Genomic DNA, 24,151 nt, shown 5'->3' with positions numbered 1-24,151 from the left:
GGTACGTGTACGTGGACGTGTACGGGATGGGGATCCAGGCAGGTGCGTGGTACGGATCGAGCCATGGGGACCCTCTTCACCGCCGACCGGATCTGGGATGGCGCCGCTCCCGAGCCCCTCGAGGATGCAGGGCTGATCGTCGGAGACGACGGCCGGATCGAGGCCCTCGGCCCCCTCTCGGAGCTGAAGACCCGCGGCCTCCCCGAGGTGTCGGGCCCCGGGACCCTGATGCCGGGGCTGATCGACGCCCACGTCCACCTCACCCTCTCCGGAGGCCTCGATCCCCGCTCGGAGATCCTCGCCGCCAGCCCGGAGGAGCGGCAGCGACAGGCGGTGGAGGCGGCGGAGGCCCACCTGGACGCCGGGGTGACGACGGTGCGCGACCTGGGGGCCCCGGGGGGCGAGGCCATCCGCCTCGCCCGGGAGATCGCGGCCGGGCTGCGCCGGGGACCGGAGGTGATCCCCGCGGGGCACCTCCTGTGCATCACCGGCGGCCACGGTGACTTCGTCGGCCGGGCGGTCTCCGAGGCCGAGGGCTTCTGGGAGGCCGGCCGCCGGGAGATCGAGGCCGGCGCCCGCTGGCTGAAGCTGGCGGTGACCGGCGGGATGATGACCCCGGGGGTGGATCCCGGGAAGCAGCAGCTCCCGGACCGGGATCTCCACGCCGCCCTGGCCATCGCCACCGAGAGGGGCGTGCGGGTGGCCGCCCACGCCCAGGGGGCCGGCGGCGTGCTCGCCGCCCTCGAGGCCGGGGTCGCCACCATCGAGCACGGGATCTGGCTGGACGAGGCCTGCCTCGACGCCTTCGAGCGGAAGGGAGCCTCCCTGGTCCCCACCTTCAATGCCTCCCGGGGCATCCTCGCCGGCCGGGGCCGGGGCGTCCCCGACTTCGTGGTGGAGAAGATGGCCCGGGCGGTGGACGATCACCGCAAGAGCTTTGCGGCCGCCCTCGCCCGGGGGGTGCGGATCGTGGCCGGGACCGACGCCGGCACCCCGCTCAACCGCCACGGGGATCTCGCCGCGGAGCTCGAGGCGATGATCGAGGCGGGCCTGCCGCCCCACGCCGCGCTCGTGAGCTGCACCTCGGGCGCCGCCGAGGGCCTGGGCCTGGGCGACCGGGGGCTCCTCGCCCCCGGACGGCGAGCCGATCTCACGCGGGTCGACGGGGACCCGCTGACGGAGCCAGGATGTCTGCGCCGGGTGGTCGGGGTCCACCGCGAAGGAAGAAGCCTATGACGATCCGTGCAGCAGCTCTCGTCGGCCATGGAGGACCGGAGGTCCTCCAGCTGAAGGACCTGCCCCTGCCCGAGCCGGGCCCCGGAGAGGTGCGGGTGCGGCCGCGGGCCGTGGCCCTCAACCACCTCGACGTCTGGGTCCGCAAGGGCTGGCGCGGCCTCGAGCTCGGCTTCCCCCACGTGGTGGGCGCCGACGCCGCCGGCGTGGTGGACGCGGTGGGCGAGGGCGTGACCGACCTCGACCCGGGCGAGGAGGTGGTGCTGTCGGCCGGCCACTTCTGCGGCCGCTGCATCGACTGCATCGCCGGCCGCGAGAACCTCTGCAGCGAGTACCACCTCTTCGGCGAGCACCGCCCCGGCTGCGCCGCCGAGGCCTTCGTGGCGCCGCGCCGCAACCTCCTGCGCAAGCCGGAGGGCCTGGACTTCGAGGTCGCCGCCGCGGTGGGGGTCGCCACCCTCACCGCCTGGCACATGCTCACCGCCCGGGCTCGCCTGCGCCGGGACGAGACGGTGCTGGTGCACGGCGCCTCCAGCGGCGTGGGCTGCGCCGCGATCCAGATCGCCCGCCACCGGGGTGCCCGGGTCATCGCCTCGACCAGCAGCGACGAGAAGGCCGAGCGGGCGGCCGCCCTCGGGGCCGACGAGGTGATCAACTACCGGGCCGAGGATCTCAAGGTCCGCCTGAAGTCCCTCGCCCCGGGCGGGGTCGACGTGGTCTTCGAGCACACCGGGGAGCTCACCTGGCCGATCTCGGTGCGAGCCCTGAAGGTCGGCGGCCGCCTGGTCACCTGCGGCGCCACCACCGGCCACGCCGCCAGCATCGACCTGCGGGTGCTCTTCGCGCGGCAGCTCGAGCTGCTGGGCTCCACGATGGGCACGCGCTCCGAGCTCGCCACCTGCCTCGAGCTCGCGGCCCGCGGCCCCCTGGCCCCGGTGATCGATCGCGTCCTCCCCCTCGAGGAGATCCACGCGGGCTACGCCGCCCTCGAGGCGGCCGACCATCATGGTAAGATCGTCCTGGCGGTAGGAGGCCAGGGGAACGCGTGACGCGTCAGGAACAGACGGCCGTCGAGAGGACCTTCGAGCAGATCCTCGCGCTGGCGGAGGAGAGCGATCTCTTCTCCCTCGGCCGCAAGCTGACCGAGTCGATCCGCGACCTCCGCGGACCGCGCTCGGTGCACCTCTACCTCGAGGAGAAGGGTGACGAGCTGGCCCTCCTCTCCTCCTCGGCCGCGCCGGGCACCGAGGTCGCCCCGGGGATCCTCTACCTCACGGCCACCCGGGCCGACGAGCCAGAGGCGCTCGAGGAGGCCTTCGGCCGCCCCTTCGACGGCCACCGGCTCCTCACCCAGGGGGGGATGCCGCTGGGCGTGATCGTCTGGGCGGATGGCGACGCGAGCGAGCCGGCGATCACCGACGAGCTCCTGGAGGGCTACCTCAAGGTGGCCTCTGCCCTCCTCTACGCGCGGCTCGAGGCCAAGTCGGCCTTCGATGCCTCGGAGCGGGACCTCACCACCGGCCTCTACAGCGGGGTCCACTACGAGGGGCGGCTGATCGAGGAGGTCGCCCGGGCCGTGCGGCACGAGCGCACGCTCTCCCTCATCCTCCTCTCCATCGACGAGTACGAGACCCACCGCAAGGAGCTCGCCGGCGCCATGATCGAGGCGTCGATCCTGCGGCTGGCGGGCTTCCTCGCCGGGGACGAGCCAGAGGTGCTCCACTCCCGGGACGGCGACGTCGCCGCGCGCCTCGGCGAGTGCCGCTTCGCCCTGCTCCTGCCGGACACCCCGAAGGAGGGGGCCATGGTGAAGGCCGAGCGGGTCCGGGCCACGGTGGCCAGCTCCCTCCAGGGCGCCGGCGGCCGGATCATCACGGTCAGCATCGGGGTCGCCGGCTTCCCCGAGGATGCCCTCGACTCCGCCGGGCTCCACGAGGCTGCGCGCAGCGCCCTGGGCACCTCCCGCGCCTTCGGCGGGAACCGGGTCAGCAAGGCCTGAGGGCCGAAGCTCAGATCCCGCCGCCGCCCTCGAAGACCACCTGGCGGCTCTGCCCCTGGGTCACCATGGTGCCCGGCGCCACGTCCCGGGTGAGCCAGACGTTGCCGCCCACCACCGCGCCCTTCCCGATCGTGACCCGCCCGAGGATGGTCGCCCCGGAGTAGATGATCACGCCGTCCTCGACGATCGGGTGACGGGGGATGCCCTTGACCGGGTTGCCCTTCTCGTCCTTCGGGAAGCTCTTCGCCCCGAGGGTGACGCCCTGGTAGATGCACACGTTCCGCCCGATCACGCTGGTCTCCCCGATCACGACGCCCGTGCCGTGATCGATGAAGAAGCGCTCGCCGATCGTCGCGCCCGGGTGGATGTCCACGCCAGTGAGGGCGTGGGCGTGCTCGGTGATGATCCGGGGGATCAGCGGCACGCCCAGCGCGTGGAGCTCGTGCGCCAGGCGGTAGTGCATGATCGCCCGCAGCCCGGGGTACGAGTAGACGATCTCTCCGCGGGTCGTCGCCGCCGGATCGCCGTCGTAGTGCGCCTGCACGTCGGTGTCGAGGCGCTCCCGGAGCGCGGGCAGGCGCCGGAGGAACTCGCGGGTGATCTCGTGGGCCCGCTCCTGGGCGTCGCCGCTCTCCGCGCAGGGCTCCTCCATCGCGAAGCAGAGGCCCCGGCGGATCTGCTCCTGCAGGACGTGGAGGACCCGGTCGAGGGTGGCGCCCACGTAGAAGTGGAGGCTCTCCTGGGAGAGGTCCCAGTCCGAGAAGTAGCCCGGGAAGAGGACCGAGCGCAGCGACCCGAGGATGTCGATGAGGGCGTCGCGCGAGGGGAGCAGCTGCCGCTGGGCCGCGCCCCGGCGGCTCGCCGGGCGGTTCTCCAGGGAGCAGAGGGCGTCCACTACCGGTCCGAGGATGATCTCGTCACCCTTGTCGCTCATCGCCTCAGTCTCCCTCGAACTCGAAGAGCGGGGTCGAGAGGTAGCGCTCACCGGTGTCCGGCAGGATCACCACGATGCGCTGGCCGGCGTGCTCGGGCCGGCGGGAGAGCTCGAGGGCGGCCCAGGCTGCGGCGCCCGAGGAGATGCCCACGAGGATGCCCTCCTCCCGCGCCAGGCGGCGAGCAGTGGACACCGCGTCCTCGCCCTTCACCCGCACCACCTCGTCGATGATCTCCCGGTCGAGGATGGCCGGCACGAAGCCCGCGCCGATGCCCTGGATGGGGTGGGGTCCGGGAGCGCCGCCGGAGAGCACCGGAGAGTCGTCGGGCTCGACCGCCACGACCTTCAGCCCCGGGTTGCGCGCCTTGAGCACCTGCCCCACGCCGGTGATCGTGCCGCCCGTGCCGACGCCGGCGACCAGCACGTCGACCCGGGACTCGCAGTCGGACCAGATCTCCTCGGCCGTGGTCCGCCGGTGGGCCTCGGGGTTGGCGGCGTTCTCGAACTGCTGGAGGAGCACGTAGCGCTCGTCCTTCTTGCAGAGCTCGACGGCGTGATCGATGGCGCCCCGCATCCCGCCCGGCCCCGGAGTGAGGATCAGCTGGGCGCCGAGGGCCGAGAGCAGCTTGCGGCGCTCCTGGCTCATCGTCTCGGGCATGGTGAGCACCAGCCGGTAGCCCTTCGCGGCGCAGACGCAGGCCAGGCCGATCCCCGTGTTGCCGCTGGTCGGCTCGATGAGGATGCTCTCCTCCTTGATGGCGCCGGCCTCCTCCGCGGCCTCGATCATCGCGAGGGCGATGCGGTCCTTCACGCTGGAGCAGGGGTTGGTGAACTCGAGCTTGGCGACCACCTCGCCGGCTCCCTCCCCGGTCCGCAGCTGGACCATGGGCGTACCCCCGATCAGATCGGTCACCTTGCTGGCAATGGGCATTGAGGCTCCCCTCTGGCTTGAATCCGAACCCGGTCGAACCAGGGATACTGAGCGCCTTTTCGAGGTCGAGGCAAGGCATTCCGCCCTCCACCCTTCGTCGAGCGAACCCCGGGACGGACCTGCTATGGTGATCTCGAACGGTCAGCACGGTGGCCAACCCGGGCTCCCCTACTATCACGACGCACTCACCCGATCTCGGGGATGACTGGAGACTGACATGCCGCTCGTCAAATGGACCGAAGAGGATCGCCTCGGACACGAGGAGATCGACGCCCAGCACGAGGCGCTCGGCGCGGCGTTCAACGAGCTGCACGAGCTCGTCCTCTCCGGCGGGACCCCGGAGCGCTTCGACGCCGCCCTGGGGAAGGTGCTGGATCAGCTGCGGACCCACTTCTCCACCGAGGCCAAGCTGATGGCCGAGGCGGCTTACTCCCAGATCGGCCTCCACCTCGACGAGCACCGCACCTACCTCGATCGCCTCGAGGACCTGCGGCGGGCTGCCACGCACTCCGATGCCTCGGCCATCGCCGAGACCTTCTTCCTGCTACGCGACTGGTTCGTGGCCCACACCCGCAAGGACGACCGGGCCCTGGCGGAGCACCTGAGCGCCTACCAGAAGAGAGGCAGGTAGGCGACGATCAGCAGCGCGGTCGCCATGACCGACATCGGCAGCAGGATCCGCTCGTGCCGGCCCCAGAAGCCCATGCCGGCGGCCTCGGCCTCGGCGTGCACCTCGTCCAGGTCGATCCCGACCACCTGCCGGGTCAGCAGGTGGTTGAGCGCCACCGGTGGTGAGAGGTAGCCCAGCTCGAAGGCCACCAGCACCACCATCCAGAAGTGCACCGGGTCGATGCCGCTCTGGTCGGCGATGCCCGCCAAGGCGACGGTCACCAGGATCACGGCGCCGTAGGGGTCCATCACCATGCCGATGAAGACCAGGAGGATGACCAGCACGGTCATGGCGACCAGGGGCGAGCCGAAGTCCGAGGGCACCATCGCCATCAGGTCTCCCCGCTCGATCACGCCGCCGAGCACCACCGAGAGGCCCATCAGCATCAGCAGGGCCCCGATGTGGCCGGTGGTCTCGCTGGTGCCGTCGAAGATCGCCCGGCGGTAGCCCTCGGCCTTCGCATCTTCCTCGTCGGTGCTCTCGTCCTCCCGGACCTCCTTCTTCGCCTTGCGGCGGTCGTAGGCCAGGATGACCAGGAGGATCACCGGCAGCATCGCCGGCGCCGTGTGCTCGTTGAGGGTCAGGCCCAGGCCGAGGCCGTAGGCCAGGAGCAGCCCCAGGAGGATCCCGATGTAGGGCAGGAGGGGGCGCATCGCGGCCAGGCTCCCCTTGAAGGCCTCGCCGGGCGCGGCGATCTTGGGGAGCTTCCGACCGACGATCAGGCTGGCGAAGAGGAAGAGGGTCGCGGTGAGGAGGAAGACCTTCCAGCCCCAGCCGTAGAGCTGGGTCGTGGTCACCTGCTTGTTCAGGGAGGCGACGATCACGACCAGCAGGCAGGGGGAGAGGACCACGCCGAGGCTGCCGGACATGGCCGTGGCGGCGAGGGCCAGCTGCTTCCGGGCGCCCGCCCGGGTTAGCTCGGTGTAGATCACTCCGCCCGCCGCGATGACGAAGATGCCGGAGGCGCCGCTGTAGGCGGTGGGGATGGCCGCGGCGGCGACCACCACGAAGGCCAGCAGCTCGGGGGTCAGCTTCCAGGGCCGCACCAGGTCGAAGGAGAGCGCCGCGATGCGCGTGCGCTTCAGCAGCATGCCGGCCCAGACGTAGAGCCCCACGTGGATGTAGAGCAGGGCGTGCTCGGTCAGCTTCTGCAGGTAGTTCGCCAGCCCCGCCGGGTAGCTCTCCAGCACGAAGAAGTGGAAGGAGCCGATCAGCGCCATCACCGCGAAGAGGGGGACGGCGAGGAAGGCCTTCACCTTCGAGCCGCCCTCCGAGAGCCCCTCGGGCGGCCGAACCAGGTGGTAGACCGCCACGCCGGTCATCACGGCGAAGCCGATCATCCAGAGGATCGGCAGGCCAGCGTTGCGAGGGGCCAGTCCCGAGTCGACCTCGACCTGCCACTTGAAGTAGCTGGAGACGGTCAGCGCCAGCCCGGCGGCGGCCATCGCGCCCTCGGAGGCCCAGAGGTCGAGGCGGGTCTGCGCCGGCCGCAGGGCGATGTGCGCCCGCAGGGCGCTGGCGGTGACGGCGCAGAAGAGGAGCAGCAGCACCAGCATGTGCCGCAGGTAGGAGACCCCGGTGTGGACGAAGGCCGCGATGGCCCCCTCGAAGCCCCGGAAGGCCCTCAGCCCCGGGGTGATGCGGGAGATGAGGATCTCGTACCGATCGTGCTCCTGCTTGCACTTGGTGGCGGCGGCGGCCGCGGCGGCCGCGGCGGCCTCCTCGTCGCCCTCGTCCTCGTCCCCGAGGAGGTCATCGAGGAAGTCGTCGCCGCCCTCTCCCTCCTCGGCAGCGTCAGCCTCAGCTTCTGCCTCGGCGTCAGCCCCGGCGCCCTCCTCCTCGCCGCCCGCCGAGGCGGCGGCGGCCCCACCCTCGGGATCACAGGGCGGCCGCTCGGGGTCGGAGCGCAGCTCGGCGTAGCCGGGCCAGATCCCCTCCCCCATCTGGAGGACGCGCGCGTGCACCCCCTCGCCGAGGCCATGCAGGATGGTCGCCCCGAGGAGGATGACCACTGGCAGAGTCGAGAGCCAGGCTCGCGCCTTTCCTCCCCGTCCCGTATCCGTGCTCAAGTGGTTCTACTCCCGCTTCTCGGCGCACTCCGCGCGCTTGGGATTGGCCTGGCAGCGCACCCGGCGCATCAGCCGCAGCATGGTGCCATCGAAGACGTCCTTCTCGCGCATGTCGAGGCGGACATTGCGGAAGAGGTCGTCGTACATCGCCTCCTCCTCCGGCGAGATCTCGATCCAGAGCTTCGCGGGGATGGCCTTCTCGGCCCGCTCGACCACCTTCAGGGTCGTCCTGAAGTTGTCAGCCGCCCACTTGCGGGAGGCGTTTCCGAAGGCCTCGTCGATGCGATCGTGGTGGGCGAGGATCTGCAGGGTGAGCTGCGCGAGCGGGTAGCGGGCCATGCCGCCGTCGGGGAGCAGGCCCTTCTTCAGCTCGAGGGGCTCCACCGCCGCCGCCGGCGCGTAGGCCACGTCGACGCCGCCGTTGTTGAACATCCCGGCGAAGGTGCCCACGTCGGCGGGCACCATCGAGGCGCCGGCCCGATCGACCAGGGAGATGGCGGCCTCGTCGAAGTCGAGGGTGGCGATGCGCTTGCCCGCCAGGTCCTTCACGTTGCGCAGGTTGCGATCCCGGAGCATCAGGTAGACCGCGCCGGCCGGGAAGATGGCGATGACCTCGTAGTTACCGCTCTGCATCTTCTTGCCAGCCTTGGGGCTGGCCAGGAGCTTGAGGACCGAGTGGAGCTGATCGTAGCTCTTGAGGGCGCCGAGCGCCTCGACCGTGCCGGCGAAGCGGTTGAAGTGCCGCGAGCGGACGCCGGTGAGCAGCGCGAGGTCGCACTTGCCGGCCTTGAAGTCCTCGCTGGCGGTGCGCTCGTCGGTGTAGGGGGAGAGCTCGAGCTCGGCACCCCAGGCGGCGGCCGCGGCCCGGTAGTCCTTGGCCATGTTGTAGGCGTCACCCACGGCCCCGCTGGGATCATAGATGCAGAGCTTCAGCTTCTTCTTCGCCGGAGCGTCCCCGGCCGTCGCGGCCGCCGGGGCCAGCAGGGCGAGGAGGGTGAGCAGCGAGGTGAGCAGGGTGATCTTGCGAATGTTCATTCGTCCTCCAGGCCCTCGAGAAGGGAGTCGTCGACGGGCTCTTCGGACGCGCCAGGGAACTCACCGAGGGCTCCCAGAGGCGTGCGGTGGCCGCTGTTCTTGGTCCAGATCCTATCGGATTCGTGCAGGATGAGGTGGGTCGCGTAGCGGTCCAGGAGCTTCCACTCCGGATTCGAGGGCTGCTCGACGAGCGAGGCCGCGTGGGCGGTGACCTTCGTCCGGAGCAGGTCGTCCCTCCCGGTCGCGCCGGCGGCCTGCACCTGGAAGGCCCGGGCCAGGCGGACCCCGGCGATCTCACCGGTGGCCGCGGCGGTGTCGAGGGCGGCCCAGGGGTCGGTCCCCTCGGGGGCCGAGCCGGGGACCGAGGTCCAGAGCGCCGCCTTCAACGCGCCCGGGGCGCCCCACCACTTCGCGTCCTCGATGCAGTCGGCCGCCCGGATCACCTTGGCCGGGATGTCCATCGGGACGCCCGCCTCGCCCTCGGCCGCGCGGTCGTGGATCAGGGCCAGCAGGCCGGCGGAGAGCCCCAGGAGGTAGAAGGCGCCCTCACCCTCGTCGAGCTTGGGGCAGGCCCCGCCGACCTCACCGAAGGCCGCCTCGGAGAGCTCGAAGGCCCGCAGGAAGCGGCGGGCCGCCAGGGAGTGGGCCCGCTTCTCGGCGATCCGGGCGTCCTGGGCGGCGGTCGCCCTCCCCTCGTGGAGGGCCCGCAGGCCGCGGAGCTCGGCCTCCCAGGCCTCGGCCTCGGCGCACATCGCCGCCGAGAGCATGGTGACCGAGCCCGCCTGCTCGGGGACGTCGGTGACCCGCTCGAAGGACATCAGGAAGCCCCCCATCGAGACCCCGGTCTCGCAGGCCATCCCCACGTCGTCGTCGCTCATCAGCGCAGGCACCATGTGCTCCACCGTGTAGCCGGACATGACCTTGCCCGTCTGCCGGTAGAGGGTCCCCCGGCAGCCCGCGCTCAGGCCACCACTTCCGATGCACGCCAGTGTGACGAAGAGCCTCACTCGATGATTCATCCCGCCAATCCTCCTTCCGCGCTCCCCGTTCAGGGGCAGTCGCTGTCCGCCGCGTCGGTCGCGCCGTCGTGATCGTTGTCCGCGCCGTCGGCGCAGTCCTGCTCGAGGGCGAAGCCGCCGATGCAGGTACAACCCAGCCCGCAGCCCGCGCCGGCGCAGTCGAGATCGGCGCAGTCCGTCTCGAGATCGCCGTCGTCGTCGTAGCCGTTGCCGCACTCGATCTCCCGCGCGCAGGCGCCGGCGTTGTCGCAGGCCACGCCCGCGGCGCAGACCTTCCCGACGCAGGAGATGAGCTCGGCGCAGTCGGTCGCGCCGTCACCGTCCTCGTCGATCCCGTTGTCGCACTCGACCTCGTCGGAGCAGCCGCCGGTGATGCAGGCCATGCCCAGGCCGCAGGTGGCGCCGAGGCAGTCGGGATCGTCGCAGTCGGTGAGGGTGTCCCCGTCGTCGTCCGCGCCGTTGCCGCACTCCGCCTCGACGTCGCAGGCCCCGAAGCTGCCACAGGCCGCGACCTGGGCGCCGAGCTGACAGAGCTCCCCCACGCAGTCGGGGTCGGTGCAGTCGATGCCGCCACCGCTCGCCGCGTCGCCGTCGTTGTCCAGCCCGTCGGAGCAGTTGCTCTCGACGTTGCAGCCCGTCGCGCTGCAGCGGAGGCCCGCCGCGCAGTCGGAAGCGAGGCAGTCGGGATCGGCACAATCGGTCGCGCCGTCCCCGTCGTCGTCGACCCCGTCGGCGCAGTCCAGCTCGTGCGCGGCGCCGCCGGAGCAGAGGCTCCCCGCGGGGCCCGGCCGCCCGTTGCAGTCGGCGTCCACGCAGTCGGTGGCGCCATCGGCGTCGTCATCGACGCCGTCTCCGCAGAGCAGCTCGCCATCACAGCCGGTGGCCGAGCAGGCGGCGGTGGCCGAGCAGGCGACGCCGCGGCAGTGGCTGGCCCCACAGCAGTCGGGATCGGCGCAGTCGGTGGCGCCGTCCCCGTCGTTGTCCACCGCGTCGAGGCAGCCGGACTCGGCGTCGCAGCCGGTGGCCGAGCAGGTGAGCCCCGGTGCGCAGGAGAGCCCCTGGCAGTCCGCGTCGTCGCAGTCGGTGGCGCCGTCCCCGTCGTTGTCGACGGTGTCGTCGCAGGTGGCCTCGACGTCACAGGCGCTCGCGCCGCAGACGAGGTCCGCCGCGCAGGAGAGGCCCTGGCAGTCGGCGTCGGCGCAGTCCGTCATGCCGTCGCAGTCGTCGTCGAAGGCGTCGCCGCAGGTGGCCTCGGGGCCGGCCTGCGGGCAGCTGCAGGCGCCGGCCGCATCACAGGTCACGCCGTTGGCGCCGCAGGAGAGGCCCAGGCAGTCCACGTCCTCGCAATCCGTCGCGCCGTCGCAGTCGTCGTCCACGCCGTCGGCGCAGGAGGTCTCCGGGGCGCTGCCGAGCGGGCAGGCGCAGCTGTCCACGGCCAGGCAGAGGAGGCCGTTGGCGCCGCAGGCCTGCTGATCGCAGTCGGCGTCGGCGCAGTCGGGCAGGCCGTCGCAGTCGTTGTCGGTGGTGTCACCGCAAGAGACCTCGGTCGCCTCGCCGAAGGGACACTCGCAGGCGCCGCCGGCGGCGCAGAGCACGCCGTGGCTGCCGCAGCTGCGATCGAGGCAGTCCGTGTCGGCGCAGTCCGTCATGCCGTCGCAGTCGTTGTCCTCGCCGTCCCCGCAGGTCTGCTCGGTGGCCTCCCCGCCGGGGCAGGCGCAGACCAGGCCGGCGCAGATCACGCCGTGGTCGCCGCAGCTCGCGGCGTCGCAGTCGTCGTCGGCGCAGTCGGTGGCGCCGTCGCCGTCGTCGTCCACGCCGTCCGCGCAGTCGGTGGCGAGCTCGTGACAGGCACCGCCGACGCAGGCGGAGCCCGCCGCGCAGGCCTGCCCGCAGGCGCCGCAGTTCGCGTCGTCGGTGTCGAGGTCGAAGCCGTCGTCGGTGCGGCCGTCGCAGTCGTCGTCCTGCTCGTTGCAGGTCTCGATCGTGCACTCACCCTCGAGATGACAGACCCGGCGACCCGGATCGGTCTCGAAGCACTCCCAGCCCTCACCGCAGTCCTCATCGGTGACGCAGGTGAACTCCGAGCCCTCGGTGTCGACGCCGTAGGTGCAGCCGAGGCCCACCACGAAGAGGGAGACGAGGAGCAGGGTTCCGAGTCGCATCTAGAATCGCCCTCCGACACTGAGGAGCGCGCCGTCCCGGAGCGGCACGAGAGTGACGGCGCCGGGCGCCTCGGGGGCGGCCCCGTCGTCCGTCTGGGTGCGACCGAGGAGGGCGGTGAGCACGACGGCGGTGACCGCGCCGGCGCCCGCCGCGCCGTAGAAGACGTTGGCCATCGTGGCCGAGCGCTTGCCGGCCAGGGCCCGCTGGCGGGTGATGGCCAGCACCGTGTCGCCGGAGTTGAGGGCGACGGCCTCGTTCTCGATGCCCTGGGCCCGGATCCCGTAGGCCATGCCGCCGCCGGCCAGGGCGAGGGCCGCCCCCCCGGCGATCCAGGTGACCAGCGGGACGCGCAGCACCGTCTTGGGCCCCTGCGCCTCGCCCTCCGGGGCGGGGGTGGGCGCGGCCACCACCGTGGGGGCCTCCCGACCGGGGATGAGGAAGAGGTCGGCCTCGAAGCGGGTCTCCCCCTCGTCCGCGACATCCACGAAGCGATCCAGGGAGAGGTAGTTCTCCCGCTCGACCAGGATGCGGTGCTTGCCGGGCTGCACCGGGATGCGGGCCTCGGGGGTCCTCCCCCGCACCTTGCCGTCGATGCTCACCGTGGCCTCGGGGACCTCGCTGACGACGACCAGCAGGCCCATCTTCGCCGGCTCCCCCTTGAGGAGGTCCGGGATCCCGGCCTCCACCTCGCTCTGCAGGGCCCGGGAGGCGATGAGGATGTCCCGCTCCATCCGGCTGACGGCCTGGCGGGTGGCCAGATCCACGTGGACCAGCCGCACCTGGTAGTGGGTGGCCGTCTTGTTGAAGGTGCCGGCGATCACCCGGTCGGCCTTCACCCCGGCGAGCTGGACCCCCAGGCAGTCGGCGTCGATCCCGCAGGAGGCCGCCGCGTCGACCTTCGCCTTGCCGACGTCCTTGGCCAGGGCCCGCGCGTCGATACTCTTCGCGCCGAGCTCCTCCGCCTCCTTGGCGACCGTCATCGCCACCACCCGCCCGAGGTTGCGCAGCACCGGCGGCGCGGAGAGATCGAGGACCACGAAGGTCTTGCCCTCCTGCGCCTGGAGGACCCCCGGCGCAGAGAAGATCGAGACCGCGGCGATCGCCACGAGACGGCCGAATCTGCTCATAGCAGGCGAGCATACCGGGGGCCGGAGACCCGTTCCAGGCCCGGAGGAGCCGTCGAGGGGGCAAAGGAGCGCCCCTTCGTGGCAGTCTGTGCCCCGTGGCCGAGGTCAGGATCCCCTTCGAGGTCGAGGTGAACTACGCCGGGTGGCGCCTCGACCGCTATCTGCAGGAGAAGCTGGGCCGCGCCAGCCGGTCGCGGGTGCAGCAGCTGATCCGGGAGCGGCTGGTCCACGAGGAGCCTCGCGCCCTGAAGGCCTCCACCCGGGTCTGGCCGGGGCTGCGCTTCTGGCTCCTCAAGGAGGAGGTCCCGGAGCCCGAGGGCCTGCCCGAGCACCTCGGGATCCTCTTCGACGACGGCGCGGTGCTGGCGGTGGACAAGCCGGCGGGGCTCCCGGTCCACCCCACCGCCCGCTACTTCGAGCACACCCTCACCTCGATCCTGGGCCGGGAGCACCGGGACGCCGAGGGCCTGCGCCCGGATCCGGCCCACCGCCTCGATCGGGAGACCAGCGGGGTGCTCCTCTGCGGCCGCCGCCCGGAGGTCACCCGGCGGCTGAAGGCCCTCTTCGCCGACCATGGCGAGGTCGAGAAGCGCTACCTAGCCCTCTGCGAGGGCTGGCCCGAGGAGGAGCGCTTCACCGTCGACGCCCCCCTGGCCCTCATCGGGGAGCACGCGGTGCGGATCCGGATGAGCGTCGTGCCCCCCGGCCACCCCGGCGGGGCCGAGGCGCGCACCCGCTTCACCCTGCGCGAGCGCTACCGAGACGACGCGGGGCGGCCCCTCGCCCTCCTGGAGTGCGCGCTGGAGACCGGGCGGCAGCACCAGATCCGGGCCCACCTCCACCACCGGGGCCTGCCTCTGGTCGGAGACAAGATCTACGGCGCCGACGAGCAGCGCTTCCTGCGCTTCCTGGACGACGCCCTGAGCGAGGAGGACCTCGCGGCGCTGCGCCTGCCGCGCCACGCGCTCCACGCCGCGTCGATCGCGCTGCCGCATCCGGTGAGCGGGGAGCGGCTGGAGGTCGAAGCGCCGCTGCCGGGAGACCTCGCGGCGCTGATCTCCGGGCTGCGGGCGGAGCCCCGGCCATGAGCTGCGAGCTGCGAGCAACAGGGCGAAGGGGCAGGAGCCCGTGTTGTTCGAGGCCACAGCTCACAGCTCGTAGCTCACAGCTCGCAGCCAGCGCCTACGGCGCCTGCTGACAGTACCCGAACTGACAGGCCTCCCCCGCCGGGCAGTCGACGTCGAAGGTGCACTCCTGCGGCGGCAGGAAGTAGCAGGCCCCCCAGAGGCAGTACTGGTTGCTGGGGCACTCGGCGTCGGACTGACAGCCGCCGGGGTTCTGGCAGGTGTAGTTGATGCACTGCAGCCCGTTGAGCGGGCATTCGGCGTCGGTGCTGCAGTAGGCCGGCGGCAGGCAGCGCGAGGCGCGGCAGACCCAGTCGGTGCTGCAGTCGCTGTCGCTGCTGCAGCTGACCGGCTGGCAGGACCAGTTCTCACACCGGAAGCCGGTGTTGCAGTCGAGGTCCGAGAAGCACTCGGGGGCGAGGTAGCAGATGCCGCTGGGGTAGCAGACCGTGCCGGTGGGGCAGTCGGCGGCGCGCTGGCAGCCCTGGATGGTCGTGCACTGCCCGCCGATGCAGAGCTCGGGGAAGGAGCAGTCGGTGTCGGTGAGGCAGCCGGGCGTCGGCGCCTCGCAGGTGGCGGTGAAGGGGTTGCAGATCTCGCCGTTCGGGCAGTCCCCGTCGTCCCGGCACTCGCCCGGCGGGATGACGCACTGGCCGGACTGACAGGTGCCGCCGCCGGGGCAGTTGCGGCCGTCGGGGCGGTTCACCCACTGGCAGCGATCGTTCGCCTCGTCGCACTGCTCGATCCGGCAGGGCCCCACCTGGGAGCAGTTCGGCGGGGTGCCGGGCTCGCAGGTCTGCTGGAAGTTGGCGCAGCTCTCGAGGCCGTTGCAGAACTGACCGTCGCTGCAGGCCGCGTCGGAGGTGCAGAAGGGCGGCACGCAGGCGCCGGAGAGGCAGAGGTTGCCGCCACCGCAGGGCGTGCCGTCGGCCAGGTTGGTGTGGTTGCAGGCGCCCACCGTGGCCCGGCAGACGTCGGTGGTGCAGGGGTTACCGTCGTCGCAGTTCGCGCCGGTGCCCGGGAGGCAGGCGCCCGCGCTGCAGGACTCGAAGCCGTTGCAGGCGTTGTTGTCGCTGCAGTCGAGGTCGACCTGACACTCAGGGGCCGCGCAGACCCCGCCGGAGCAGGTCTCGCCGTTCGGTCCGCAGGGGGTGCCGTCGGGCTCGCGGCCGACGCCGCAGCCGCTGATCGCCTCATCGCAGACGCCGGGCGAGCAGGGATCGGTGGTCGGGCAGGAGAGCGGCGTCCCGGGCCGACAGACGCCGGCGGCGTCGCAGGTCTCCTGGCCGTTGCAGGCCAGGCCGTCGTCGCACTCGCCGTTCGAGGAGCAGCCCATGGGGACGCAGTCCCTCCCGATGCACTCCATCCCCGGCCCGCAGGAGGTGCCGTCTCCGATCGGGGGGTAGCGGCAGCCGAAGCTCGGGTTGCAGACGTCCCGCGTGCAGGGGTTGGTGTCCGCACAGACGAGCGGCGTCCCCGCGACGCAGCGGTTGGCCTGACAGGTCTCGAGGCCGTTGCAGGGGTCCTGGTCGTCGCAGTCGGCGTCGCCCACGCAGCCGGTGGAGCTGCAGATCCCGGCGATGCAGATCCGCCCGTTCTCACAGGGGGCCCCGTCCGGCAGGTTCGAGGTGACGCAGCCCCCGGTGGCCGGATCGCAGACGCCGGTGGTGCAGGCGTTGCCGTCGTCGCAGTCGATCGGAGCACCGGAGACGCAGGTCCCCGAGGTGCAGCGCTCGGCGCCGTTGCAGGCGTCGCCATCCGAGCAGTCGGCGTTGGTGCTGCAGGCGTTGGGGACGCACCGCCCGCCCTGGCAGGTGCCATCCGTACCGCAGGCCAGCCCGTCCCGCCGGGGGCTGAACTCGCAGGTCCCATTGGGCTCGGTGCAGCGATCCACCGTGCAGATCTCTCCGTCGGAGCAGGCCAGCGGCGACCCCGCCACGCACACCCCGCCCTGGCAGAGCTCGGCCCCGTCACAGGCAACGCCGTTGCCGCACTCGGCGTCGACCACGCAGCCGGTCTGGACGCAGCGCCAGCCGAGGCAGCTCTCGCCGGGCTGACAGGCGGCGTCGGACTGACACTCGCCGGGCGTGCACTGGCCGTTCTCGCAGATGTCCCCGGGGTCGCAGTCGGTGTCGAGGGAGCAGGTGTTGGGATCGGGGACACAGAAGAGGAGGTTGCAGACCTGCCCCGTCGGGCAGTCGCTGTCGACGATGCACTGGCCGGCGGGGATGCAGAAGCCCAGCTCGCAGCGCTCGCCGGGCCCGCAGTCGCCGTCGTTGGTGCAGTCGGTGGGCAGGATGTCGGGGATGCAGACCCCGGCCAGGCAGGACTCGAAGGGCCCGCAGTCCGCGCTGCTGGTGCAGCCGCCGGGCATCATGCAGGCGCCGTCGATGCAGACCAGCCCCTGGCCGAGCACCGAGCAGTCCCCGTCGTCGTTGCAGGGGATCGGCGGCACGCAGCGCCGGGAGACGCAGGTCCAGTTGGGATCGCAGTCGGCGTCGCGGGCGCAGGCCGCCGGCTGGCAGTAGCCGAACTCGCAGATCTCACCGGCGCCGCACTCGGCGTCGGTGCTGCAGCCCGGCTCGGGGATGCAGACCCCGTTCTGACAGACGTGCTGGCTCGGGCACTCGCTGTCCCGGATGCAGCCGGAGGGCGCGGTGCAGACGCCGAAGGCATTGCAGGTCTCGCCCGCCGGGCAGTCGGCGTCGGTGCTGCAGCCCACGTAGACGCAGCGGCCGCCCTGGCACTCGTTCAGCGGCGGGCAGTCCCGGTGGCGCACGCACTCGTCGGCCACGCAGGCGCCGCCCTCGCAGTGGTAGCCGCCAGGGCAGTCGCTCGAGGTGTTGCAGGTCACCGGCACGCAGCGGCCGGCGTCGCAGGCGTAGCCGTTGGGGCAGCTGATGCCGTCGCAGGGATCGTGCGGGATGCAGGCCCCGGAGGGCGCGTCACAGATCGTCCCCGGCGGGCAGGTGCGGCCGTTGGCGCAGGAGATGAGGAGGCAGACGCCGTTGCGGCACTCCTCGTCCGGCCCACAGACGACGCCGTCGCAGACGTCGGTGGAGAGGCAGCGGCCGCTGGCCGGATCGCAGACCTCGTTCGGCGGACAGACCACGCCCTGGCAGAGATCGACCGGGATGCAGGCGGCCGCCGCGGGATCGCAGAAGGTGTCGGGCGGGCACTGCAGCGCCGCGCAGATGTCGGTGAGGACGCAGCCCCCGGAGGAGGGCTCGCAGCTGAAGCCGGGCGGGCAGACCACGCCCTGGCAGGAGGCGACGCAGGCGCCGGTGGCCGGATCGCAGACCTCGCCGGGGGGGCAGGTCGTGCCGTCGGTGCAGCCGACCCAGAGGCAGCGGCCGAACTCGCAGAGGAAGCCCGGCCCGCAGTCGGTGTCGGTGCTGCACTCGGGCGGCACCGTGCACAGGCCGCCCTCGCAGATCAGCCCCACCGGGCAGTCGCCGTCCACCCGGCACTCGCCCTGGGGCAGCTCGCAGCGGCCGGCGCGGCAGACCCGGTCGGGGGGGCAGTCCCGATCGGTGACGCAGCCCCCGGGCACCTCGCAGGCGCCGTCCACGCAGATCATCCCCATCGGGGCGCAGTCCCGATCGTCGATGCAGACGGTGGGGGGCTCGCAGCGCCCCCCGACGCAGACGAAGCCGGCCTGACACTCGTCGTCGCTCTGGCAGACAGTGGGCTGGCACTGGCCGAACTCGCAGATCTGCCCGGCCGGGCAGTCCCGATCGCGCACGCAGTTCGGGGCGGGCACGCAGGCGCCGTTCTCGCAGACGCTGCCCGGATCGCACTCGGCGTCGGAGGTGCAGGGCACCCGCACGCAGAGGCCCCGGTCGCAGCGCTCGCCCACCGGGCAGTCACCGTCGACCCGGCACTCGGGTGGCGCCTCGCAGACCCCGCCCACGCAGACCTGGCAGTCCCCGGAGGGATCGCAGGGGCAGTCGGCGTCGGTGACGCAGCCGGCGATGCACAGCCCGTTCTGGCAGACCTCCCCCTCGGGGCAGGGGATGAAGGGGCACTCCTGGGGCAGGCACTGGAGGCTCGCCTCGTCGCAGACCGTCCCCGGCGGGCAGCCGCCGCAGGGATCGGCCGGCCAGCAGGCGCACTCCTGGCAGACGAGGCCCTCGGGGCAGTCGGCGTCCGAGGCGCAGAGACAGAAGGGCACGCACTCGCCCCCGTCACAGAACTCTCCGGGCTCGCAGTCGGCGTCGCTCTGGCAGATCGGGATCGGCACGCACTGCCCGCTCTCGCAGCGCTCGCCCGTCGCGCAGTCGGCGTCGCTCGCGCAGGGCGGCGGCCGCACGCAGCGGCCCTCTTCGCAGAGCTCGTCGCCCGGGCAGTCGGTGTCCCCCTGGCAGTCCACCAGCCCCGCCGCGTGGCAGCGGCCGCCGATGCACTCGAGGCCGGGCCCGCAGTCGGCGTGGGCCTCGCAGACCTCGGGCCGCGTCCGCCCGCAGCCGGTGAGCTGCAGGGTGAAGAGGAGGGCGAGGGCCGCCAGCAGCGACCCGCCTCGAAGGAGCGCGTTTGGATTGTTCACGACGATGGACCCCTCCTTCAGGCGGTGGTCCCCGGACGAGGACCCCGTCGAAAGCCCACCCATCCTATCAAGCCGGGCGGGGGTCCGCCGCTTCCTGCCCTTGAAGATCAGGCCCCGGCGGTCGGTCGCTCGACTCCGGAGGCGGGCGGGCGGGCCAGCTGCGCGTCCCGGGCCACCAGCCACTCCCGGATCAGGGGGTAGACCTCGGCCGGCGCGCTGGTCCCCAGGAGGATGTCCCCGTGGCCGTAGTCCGCGGCGTAGCCGGTCTCCTGACCGAGGATCCGCAGCTCCGCCCGCTCCCCGAGCACCTCGGCGGCGGCCTCGACCGCGGGGATCGGCACCAGGCGATCCCCGGCGCCGGCCAGGAGCAGGGCCGGGATCCGGCTGCGCCCGAGGCTCTCCAGGAAGTCCTCCCCGTCGAGGAGGGAGCGGAAGGCGCCCTCCCGGATCCAGACCTCGAAGGTCCGCAGGTGATCGGCCGGGAGATCGCCCACCAGGTTGTAGACGACCCGGCGGATGGCCCAGCCCTCCATGTTGCGGGCGTTGATGGTGTCGCTGGCCGGCCAGGCGCCCAGCCACCCCGAGAGGGGCGCCAGCCAGCCCAGCAGGCGCCGCAGGCGGATGCCCCGGGGGAAGAGGGTGAGGGCCAGGCCGGGCAGGCGGCGGAAGAAGGGCGCGTGGTGCCGGAAAGTCGCCGGGGAGCCCACGGCCACGAAGCCGGCCAGGCGCTCGCCCTCGGGGCGGCCGCTGGCGGCGTAGGCCAGCATCCCGCCCATGGAGTGCCCGACCCAGAGGCAGCGATCCCGGCCGGTCCGGGCCGCCACCCGATCCAGGATGGCCGGCAGATCCTGGCGCAGGTGAGCATCGAAGCCGCCGTGGGGGCCGTCTCCACTGCGCGAGGAGCCGCCCGAGCCGCGCAGCTCGGCCACGAAGACCTCGAAGCCCGCCGCGGCCAGCGCCCGGGCCAGGCTCCGCCCGGGGACGAAGTCGAGGTTGAAGCGGTTGGCCTGCAGGCCGTGGCAGAGCACCACCGGCAGGTGCCGGCGGGGCGCCGCGGGATCGGGGGCGAAGCCCCAGAGGGAGAGCCGCCAGCCATCGGCGGTCCTCACCCAGAGCTGCTCGTCGGCCTCGGTGGAGAGGTGCAGGCGCCAGCGGGCGGCGATCCGGTAGAGCGCGAGCAGCCCCACGAGCGCCAGGAGACCGAGGGCCAGCAGGCCGGGGAGCCAGGCATCGCTCATGGCGCCATCCTGACACAATGCGTCACCAGCTGCCTACGGGCGGCCGCCGGGGTGGAGCGCGGCCAGCGCAGGCGTCTTTTCGGCGCATATCGTGCTAAGAGAGCAAGACTCCTCAGATCCCAAGGACCGATGGCACCTCGACCCCGCATCGAGCTTCGCAAGCTCCTCTTCGTCCTGCCGAACCTCTTCACGGTCTCGTCCATCTTCTGCGGGTTCTACGCGATCACCCTCTGCGTGGGAGAGGCCAGCGGGGAGCAGCTCTACCGGGCCGCCCTGCTCATCTTCTTCGCCACCTTCTTCGACGCCTTCGACGGGCGGGTCGCCCGCCTGACCCGGACCCAGAGCGAGTTCGGGATGCACCTCGACTCCCTGGCCGACGTGGTCAGCTTCGGCGTCGCCCCCGGCCTGCTCGCCTACAAGTGGGGCCTCGCTCCCCTGGGTACGACCGGCGTGCTGCTGGCTTTCATCTTCCCGGCCTGCGGCGCCCTGCGCCTGGCCCGCTTCAACGTGCTGGCCTCTCGCGAGGGACCCCACCACGCCCCGAGCGCCTTCTTCGTCGGCCTGCCCATCCCGGTGGCGGCGGCCATGCTGATCAGCCTGGTCATCGCCCACCACAAGCACTTCGGCCGGGCGGTGATCCACCACTACTGGGTGGGGCTGCTGGTCGTGGGCCTCGGCCTCTTGATGGTCAGCAACGTCCGCTTCCGCACCTTCAAGGACGTGGGCTTCTCCCGCAAGAGCGCCCTGGTCTTCCTCCTGATCCTCGCCGCCGGGGTGATGGTGGCGACCCGGGCCCGCGCCTCCTTCGCCCTGGTGGGCTACGTCGGCGCCTACGTGGTCCTGGGGCTGGTCGAGGAGCTCTACCGGCAGAGCAAGGCCCTGCGCCGCAGGGGAGAGGACGAGTCGGCCGAGGAGGACGAGGAAGATCTCCTCCCGGCCGAGGAGGACGAAGAGGTCTACTCCTGATGGGCGAGGGACGCTTCGGCTTCCCCGAGCGGGGCGTCCACCAGCCGGGCGGCCTCCCCTGGAAGGCCCTGGCGAGCTTCGGCGGCTTCGGCTACTCCCCCTTCGCCTCGGGCACGGTCGGAACCCTGCCGGCCGTCGTCATCTGGTGGTTCGCCTTCCCCCTCCTCGGGGGGTGGGGGTGGCTGGCCCTCTCGGTGGTGACCACCGGGATCTCGACCCTGGCGGCCCACAAGGCCGGGCCCCTCTTCGGCAAGACCGACGCCGGGGAGATCGTCATCGACGAGGTGGCCGGCCTCTTCTGGACCATGACCCTGGCCCCCCACGACTGGCGCTGGGCGGTGGCCGGCTTCTTCGCCTTCCGCCTCTTCGACATCGTCAAGCCCTGGCCGGCCTCCTACTTCGACAAGAAGGTGAAGAATGGCTTCGGCGTGACGATGGACGACGTGGTGGCCGGCCTCTTCGCCTGCGCGCTGCTCCACGCCATGGCGTGGATCGCCAACGCGCTGTAGAACCGGGCGCCTCACGATGCGGGTGGAGATTCTCAGCATCGGCAATGAGCTGCTCTCGGGCGCCATCGTCGACACCAACAGCGCCTGGATGGCCGAGCGCCTCTACGCCCTCGGCGCGCGGGTCGAGGCCATGCACACGGTCGCCGACGAGCTCGAGGCCGTCGCCGAGGTCCTGCGGCGGACCGCCGCCCGCTGCGATCTGATCCTCTGCACCGGCGGCCTGGGACCCACCGAGGACGATCTCACCGCCGAGGCCGCCGCCCTCGCCGCCGGGGTCGCCCTCGAGCGCAACGCCGAGGCCGCCGCCCAGGTCACGGAGGTGGTCAGCGGCTACGGCCTGGCCGTCACCGAGCGCCAGCTGGGGCAGGCCGATCTCCCGGCCGGCAGCGCGGTGCTGCGAAACCACCACGGCACCGCCCCCGCCTTCGCCCTCACGATCGGCGCCTGCGAGGCCCTCTTCTTCCCGGGCCCTCCCCGGGAGCTGCAGCCCCTCTTCGAGCGCGAGGTCCCGCCTCGCCTGCCGGCCGGGAGCGCCCGCTCGGCCCTGCAGCTGCGCACCTTCGGCCGCAGCGAGTCGCGCCTGGCGGACCTCGTCCGGGCCATCGAGCTGCCCGCGGGCGTGGAGCTGGGCTACCAGGTCGCCTTCCCCGAGATCCTCCTGCGCCTCCTCTCGCCGATCGGCGCCGAGCGCGAGGAGGGCGCCCGCCAGGTGGAGGAGGCCGCCGCCCGGCTGGAGGCGGCCCTCGGCGAGCTCGTCTACGCCCGGGGCGAGCTCGACTTCCCCACCTTCTTCGGAGAGGCCCTCGCCACCCGGGGGCTGAAGCTCGCCCTCGCCGAGAGCTGCACCGGAGGCTACGCGGCCAAGCTCCTCACCGACGCGCCCGGGGCGAGCCGCTTCCTCACCTTCTCGGCCGTCACCTACGCCAACGAGGCGAAGGTCGGGGTGCTCGGCGTCTCACCGGCCACCCTCGAGGCGAAGGGGGCGGTCAGCGAGGAGGTGGCCCTCGAGATGGCCCGCGGCGCCCGCCGCGTCGGCGGCGCCGATCTGGCCCTCGCCATCACCGGCATCGCCGGTCCGGAGGGAGGCACCGAGGAGAAGCCGGTGGGGACGGTCTGCTTCGCGGTCAGCGGGCCGGGCGAGCACGAGCTCTGCCTCACCCGCACCTTCCGCGGCAGCCGGGAGCGCATCCGGCGGGGCGGGGCCTTCACGGCCTTCGAGCTCGGCCGTCAGGCCATCGGCGCGGGCGCCGGGAGGCGCCTGTGATCCTCTCGCGCCTCGGCGACTGGGCGCGCGCCCACCAGCTGGAGCTCGGCCTCTTCGTCGCCTGCTACCTGGTGTTGGCCCTCTTCTCCGGCCCCCGCTTCTTCAAGCAGAGCGCCGCCCCCCACTTCATCTATCAGGGCCGGGCCTGGCTCGCCGGGCAGCTCCACCTCGAGGTCGACCCGCCGGACCAGGAGGACTGGGCCCGCAAGGGCGATCGCTTCTACGTCTCCTTCCCGCCCTTCCCGGCGGTGGCGATGCTGCCCTTCGTCGCCCTCTTCGGCTACCAGTTCGTCGACACGTCGTTCACGGTCTTCTTCGGGGCGCTGAACGTCCTGCTCTTCTTCCTGCTCCTCGAGCGCCTCTCGCGGACCGGAGACTCCCCACGCAGCCGGCGGGAGAACCTGATCTTCGCCCTGCTCCTGGGCTTCGGGACGGTGCACTTCTACGCCAGCATCCGCGGCGAGGTCTGGTTCACCGCCCAGACGATGGGCGTCACCCTCTGCATTCTCTACCTCTACCTCGCCCACCAGGCCCGGCGTCCCTTCCTCGCCGGGCTGGTGCTCGCCTGCGCCTCGCTCACCCGCACGCCCCTGGCCTTCGCCTTCGTCTTCTTCCTCTTCGAGCTGCTCTTCCCCGACGGCCGCTTCGACCGGGACGTCCTCGGGGCGCGGCTGAAGGACACCCTCAAGCGGGGGCTCCTCTTCGCGGCGCCGCTGGTGGCCTTCGCCGCGGTGATGATGTGGATGAACTGGGTGCGCTTCGAGAGCCCCCTGGAGTTCGGCCACTCCCACCTCTGGAACAACCGGGTCAACGCCTGGGTCTCGAGGTACGGCCTCTTCCACCCGCACTACCTCCAGCAGAACCTGAAGGCCGCCTTCTTCGCCCTGCCGACCTTCTCGGCGAAGCCCTTCAACGTCGGCTTCGACGGCCACGGGATGAGCATCTTCCTGACCACCCCGCTCTTCCTGCTCCTCCTCTGGCCCCGCCGCCGCGCGCGGCTCTCCAAGGCCCTCTGGGCCAGCGTGGCCGTGGTCGCCCTGCCCGCGCTCCTCTACCAGAACGACGGCTACTTCCAGTTCGGCTACCGCTTCAGCCTCGACTGGACGCCCTTCCTCTTCGTCCTGCTGGCGGTCGGCGCCCGGCGGATGGACTGGCCCTTCCGGATCTTCGCGGCGGTCTCGCTCTACATGGGCATCTGGGGCGCCCTCTACTTCTCCGGCGGCTGGCTCTCCTAGCACGGCCGGCGCGCTTGCTTCCGTCGCGGCGCTTGCGGGCCGAGGCGGAGGGCCCCTTCCGGGGGACGCTCCCCGGGCCCGCAAGGGCC

Annotated in this window: 18 protein-coding genes; 9 read left to right on the top strand and 9 right to left on the bottom strand. The window is 72.3% G+C overall.

Annotation, left to right across the window (positions count from 1 at the left end; all coding sequences use genetic code 11):
* The first annotated feature begins 63 nt into the window (after positions 1 to 63).
* The 3 genes from P1V51_21460 to P1V51_21450 are packed head-to-tail and all read left to right on the top strand — an operon-like array spanning position 64 to position 3,232.
* On the top strand, positions 64 to 1,236 hold the full coding sequence (locus P1V51_21460) for an amidohydrolase family protein (GenBank protein ID MDF1565620.1): 1,173 nt from the start codon (positions 64 to 66) through the stop codon (positions 1,234 to 1,236).
* Positions 1,233 to 2,282, top strand: a complete 1,050-nt coding sequence (locus P1V51_21455; protein ID MDF1565619.1) for a zinc-binding dehydrogenase — start codon at positions 1,233 to 1,235, stop codon at positions 2,280 to 2,282. The genes P1V51_21460 and P1V51_21455 overlap by 4 nt, the downstream gene beginning before the upstream one ends.
* Positions 2,279 to 3,232 (top strand): GGDEF domain-containing protein, encoded by a 954-nt coding sequence (locus P1V51_21450; protein ID MDF1565618.1) that lies wholly within the window; start codon positions 2,279 to 2,281, stop codon positions 3,230 to 3,232. The genes P1V51_21455 and P1V51_21450 overlap by 4 nt, the downstream gene beginning before the upstream one ends.
* Positions 3,233 to 3,242: 10 nt before the next feature.
* Here P1V51_21450 and P1V51_21445 read toward each other — a convergent pair whose 3' ends face one another.
* Together P1V51_21445 and cysK are read right to left on the bottom strand one after the other, a co-directional pair.
* Positions 3,243 to 4,166: a serine acetyltransferase gene (locus tag P1V51_21445; protein ID MDF1565617.1), complete on the bottom strand. Its 924-nt coding sequence runs from the start codon at positions 4,164 to 4,166 to the stop codon at positions 3,243 to 3,245.
* A gap of 4 nt (positions 4,167 to 4,170) precedes the next feature.
* Positions 4,171 to 5,097: a cysteine synthase A gene (gene cysK, locus P1V51_21440; protein MDF1565616.1), complete on the bottom strand. Its 927-nt coding sequence runs from the start codon at positions 5,095 to 5,097 to the stop codon at positions 4,171 to 4,173.
* A gap of 217 nt (positions 5,098 to 5,314) precedes the next feature.
* On the opposite strand from cysK, the gene P1V51_21435 reads away from it, so the two are divergent.
* On the top strand, positions 5,315 to 5,728 hold the full coding sequence (locus P1V51_21435; GenBank protein MDF1565615.1) for a hemerythrin domain-containing protein: 414 nt from the start codon (positions 5,315 to 5,317) through the stop codon (positions 5,726 to 5,728).
* Here P1V51_21435 and P1V51_21430 read toward each other — a convergent pair.
* The 5 genes from P1V51_21430 to P1V51_21410 all read right to left on the bottom strand — a co-directional run bounded on the left by P1V51_21430 (position 5,707) and on the right by P1V51_21410 (position 13,180).
* Complete coding sequence (locus tag P1V51_21430; protein ID MDF1565614.1) at positions 5,707 to 7,779, bottom strand: TRAP transporter large permease subunit; 2,073 nt, start codon at positions 7,777 to 7,779, stop codon at positions 5,707 to 5,709. The genes P1V51_21435 and P1V51_21430 overlap by 22 nt on opposite strands.
* Positions 7,780 to 7,842: 63 nt before the next feature.
* A complete protein-coding gene (locus P1V51_21425) occupies positions 7,843 to 8,871 on the bottom strand; it encodes a DUF6091 family protein (protein ID MDF1565613.1) in 1,029 nt (342 codons plus the stop codon).
* Entirely contained in the window at positions 8,868 to 9,890 is a 1,023-nt protein-coding gene (locus P1V51_21420) for a hypothetical protein (protein ID MDF1565612.1), read from the bottom strand. The genes P1V51_21425 and P1V51_21420 overlap by 4 nt, the downstream gene beginning before the upstream one ends.
* 29 nt (positions 9,891 to 9,919) lie before the next feature.
* The gene (locus tag P1V51_21415) at positions 9,920 to 12,052 is read right to left on the bottom strand and encodes a hypothetical protein (protein ID MDF1565611.1); all 2,133 of its coding nucleotides are present in this window, start codon (positions 12,050 to 12,052) and stop codon (positions 9,920 to 9,922) included.
* On the bottom strand, positions 12,053 to 13,180 hold the full coding sequence (locus P1V51_21410; protein ID MDF1565610.1) for a PEGA domain-containing protein: 1,128 nt from the start codon (positions 13,178 to 13,180) through the stop codon (positions 12,053 to 12,055).
* Positions 13,181 to 13,266: 86 nt separating this feature from the next.
* Between P1V51_21410 and P1V51_21405 the strand changes: the two genes are divergently transcribed.
* A complete protein-coding gene (locus P1V51_21405) occupies positions 13,267 to 14,268 on the top strand; it encodes an RluA family pseudouridine synthase (GenBank protein MDF1565609.1) in 1,002 nt (333 codons plus the stop codon).
* 94 nt (positions 14,269 to 14,362) lie between these two features.
* On the opposite strand, the gene P1V51_21400 is transcribed toward P1V51_21405, so the two are convergent.
* Both P1V51_21400 and P1V51_21395 read right to left on the bottom strand, forming a co-directional pair.
* The gene (locus P1V51_21400) at positions 14,363 to 18,850 is read right to left on the bottom strand and encodes a hypothetical protein (protein MDF1565608.1); all 4,488 of its coding nucleotides are present in this window, start codon (positions 18,848 to 18,850) and stop codon (positions 14,363 to 14,365) included.
* Between the two features lie 107 nt (positions 18,851 to 18,957).
* Complete coding sequence (locus P1V51_21395) at positions 18,958 to 20,088, bottom strand: alpha/beta fold hydrolase (protein MDF1565607.1); 1,131 nt, start codon at positions 20,086 to 20,088, stop codon at positions 18,958 to 18,960.
* Positions 20,089 to 20,217: 129 nt separating this feature from the next.
* Between P1V51_21395 and pssA the strand changes: the two genes are divergently transcribed.
* The 4 genes from pssA to P1V51_21375 are packed head-to-tail and all read left to right on the top strand — an operon-like array spanning position 20,218 to position 24,062.
* Positions 20,218 to 21,054: a CDP-diacylglycerol--serine O-phosphatidyltransferase gene (gene pssA, locus P1V51_21390; GenBank protein MDF1565606.1), complete on the top strand. Its 837-nt coding sequence runs from the start codon at positions 20,218 to 20,220 to the stop codon at positions 21,052 to 21,054.
* Positions 21,054 to 21,563 (top strand): phosphatidylglycerophosphatase A, encoded by a 510-nt coding sequence (locus P1V51_21385; GenBank protein MDF1565605.1) that lies wholly within the window; start codon positions 21,054 to 21,056, stop codon positions 21,561 to 21,563. The genes pssA and P1V51_21385 overlap by 1 nt, the downstream gene beginning before the upstream one ends.
* A gap of 16 nt (positions 21,564 to 21,579) precedes the next feature.
* Complete coding sequence (locus P1V51_21380) at positions 21,580 to 22,827, top strand: CinA family nicotinamide mononucleotide deamidase-related protein (protein ID MDF1565604.1); 1,248 nt, start codon at positions 21,580 to 21,582, stop codon at positions 22,825 to 22,827.
* Positions 22,824 to 24,062, top strand: a complete 1,239-nt coding sequence (locus P1V51_21375) for a hypothetical protein (GenBank protein ID MDF1565603.1) — start codon at positions 22,824 to 22,826, stop codon at positions 24,060 to 24,062. Before P1V51_21380 ends, P1V51_21375 begins: the two co-directional genes overlap by 4 nt.
* Positions 24,063 to 24,151: the final 89 nt, after the last annotated feature.

It is taken from the genome of Deltaproteobacteria bacterium, assembly GCA_029210625.1.
Lineage (GTDB): Bacteria > Myxococcota > Myxococcia > SLRQ01 > SLRQ01 > JARGFU01.
Note: the sequence above shows the minus strand (reverse complement) of the source record. Positions and strands in the feature narration are given on the sequence as shown.

What these genes read in the sequence shown, in the direction of transcription:
- P1V51_21460 (MDF1565620.1), top strand. Translation starts at nt 64, where the DNA reads ATGGGGACCCTCTTCACCGCCGACCGGATCTGGGATGGCGCCGCTCCC.
- P1V51_21455 (MDF1565619.1), top strand. Translation starts at nt 1,233, where the DNA reads ATGACGATCCGTGCAGCAGCTCTCGTCGGCCATGGAGGACCGGAGGTC.
- P1V51_21445 (MDF1565617.1), bottom strand. Translation starts at nt 4,166, where the DNA reads ATGAGCGACAAGGGTGACGAGATCATCCTCGGACCGGTAGTGGACGCC.
- cysK (MDF1565616.1), bottom strand. Translation starts at nt 5,097, where the DNA reads ATGCCCATTGCCAGCAAGGTGACCGATCTGATCGGGGGTACGCCCATG.
- P1V51_21435 (MDF1565615.1), top strand. Translation starts at nt 5,315, where the DNA reads ATGCCGCTCGTCAAATGGACCGAAGAGGATCGCCTCGGACACGAGGAG.
- P1V51_21425 (MDF1565613.1), bottom strand. Translation starts at nt 8,871, where the DNA reads ATGAACATTCGCAAGATCACCCTGCTCACCTCGCTGCTCACCCTCCTC.
- P1V51_21420 (MDF1565612.1), bottom strand. Translation starts at nt 9,890, where the DNA reads ATGAATCATCGAGTGAGGCTCTTCGTCACACTGGCGTGCATCGGAAGT.
- P1V51_21415 (MDF1565611.1), bottom strand. Translation starts at nt 12,052, where the DNA reads ATGCGACTCGGAACCCTGCTCCTCGTCTCCCTCTTCGTGGTGGGCCTC.
- P1V51_21410 (MDF1565610.1), bottom strand. Translation starts at nt 13,180, where the DNA reads ATGAGCAGATTCGGCCGTCTCGTGGCGATCGCCGCGGTCTCGATCTTC.
- P1V51_21395 (MDF1565607.1), bottom strand. Translation starts at nt 20,088, where the DNA reads ATGAGCGATGCCTGGCTCCCCGGCCTGCTGGCCCTCGGTCTCCTGGCG.
- pssA (MDF1565606.1), top strand. Translation starts at nt 20,218, where the DNA reads ATGGCACCTCGACCCCGCATCGAGCTTCGCAAGCTCCTCTTCGTCCTG.
- P1V51_21385 (MDF1565605.1), top strand. Translation starts at nt 21,054, where the DNA reads ATGGGCGAGGGACGCTTCGGCTTCCCCGAGCGGGGCGTCCACCAGCCG.
- P1V51_21380 (MDF1565604.1), top strand. Translation starts at nt 21,580, where the DNA reads ATGCGGGTGGAGATTCTCAGCATCGGCAATGAGCTGCTCTCGGGCGCC.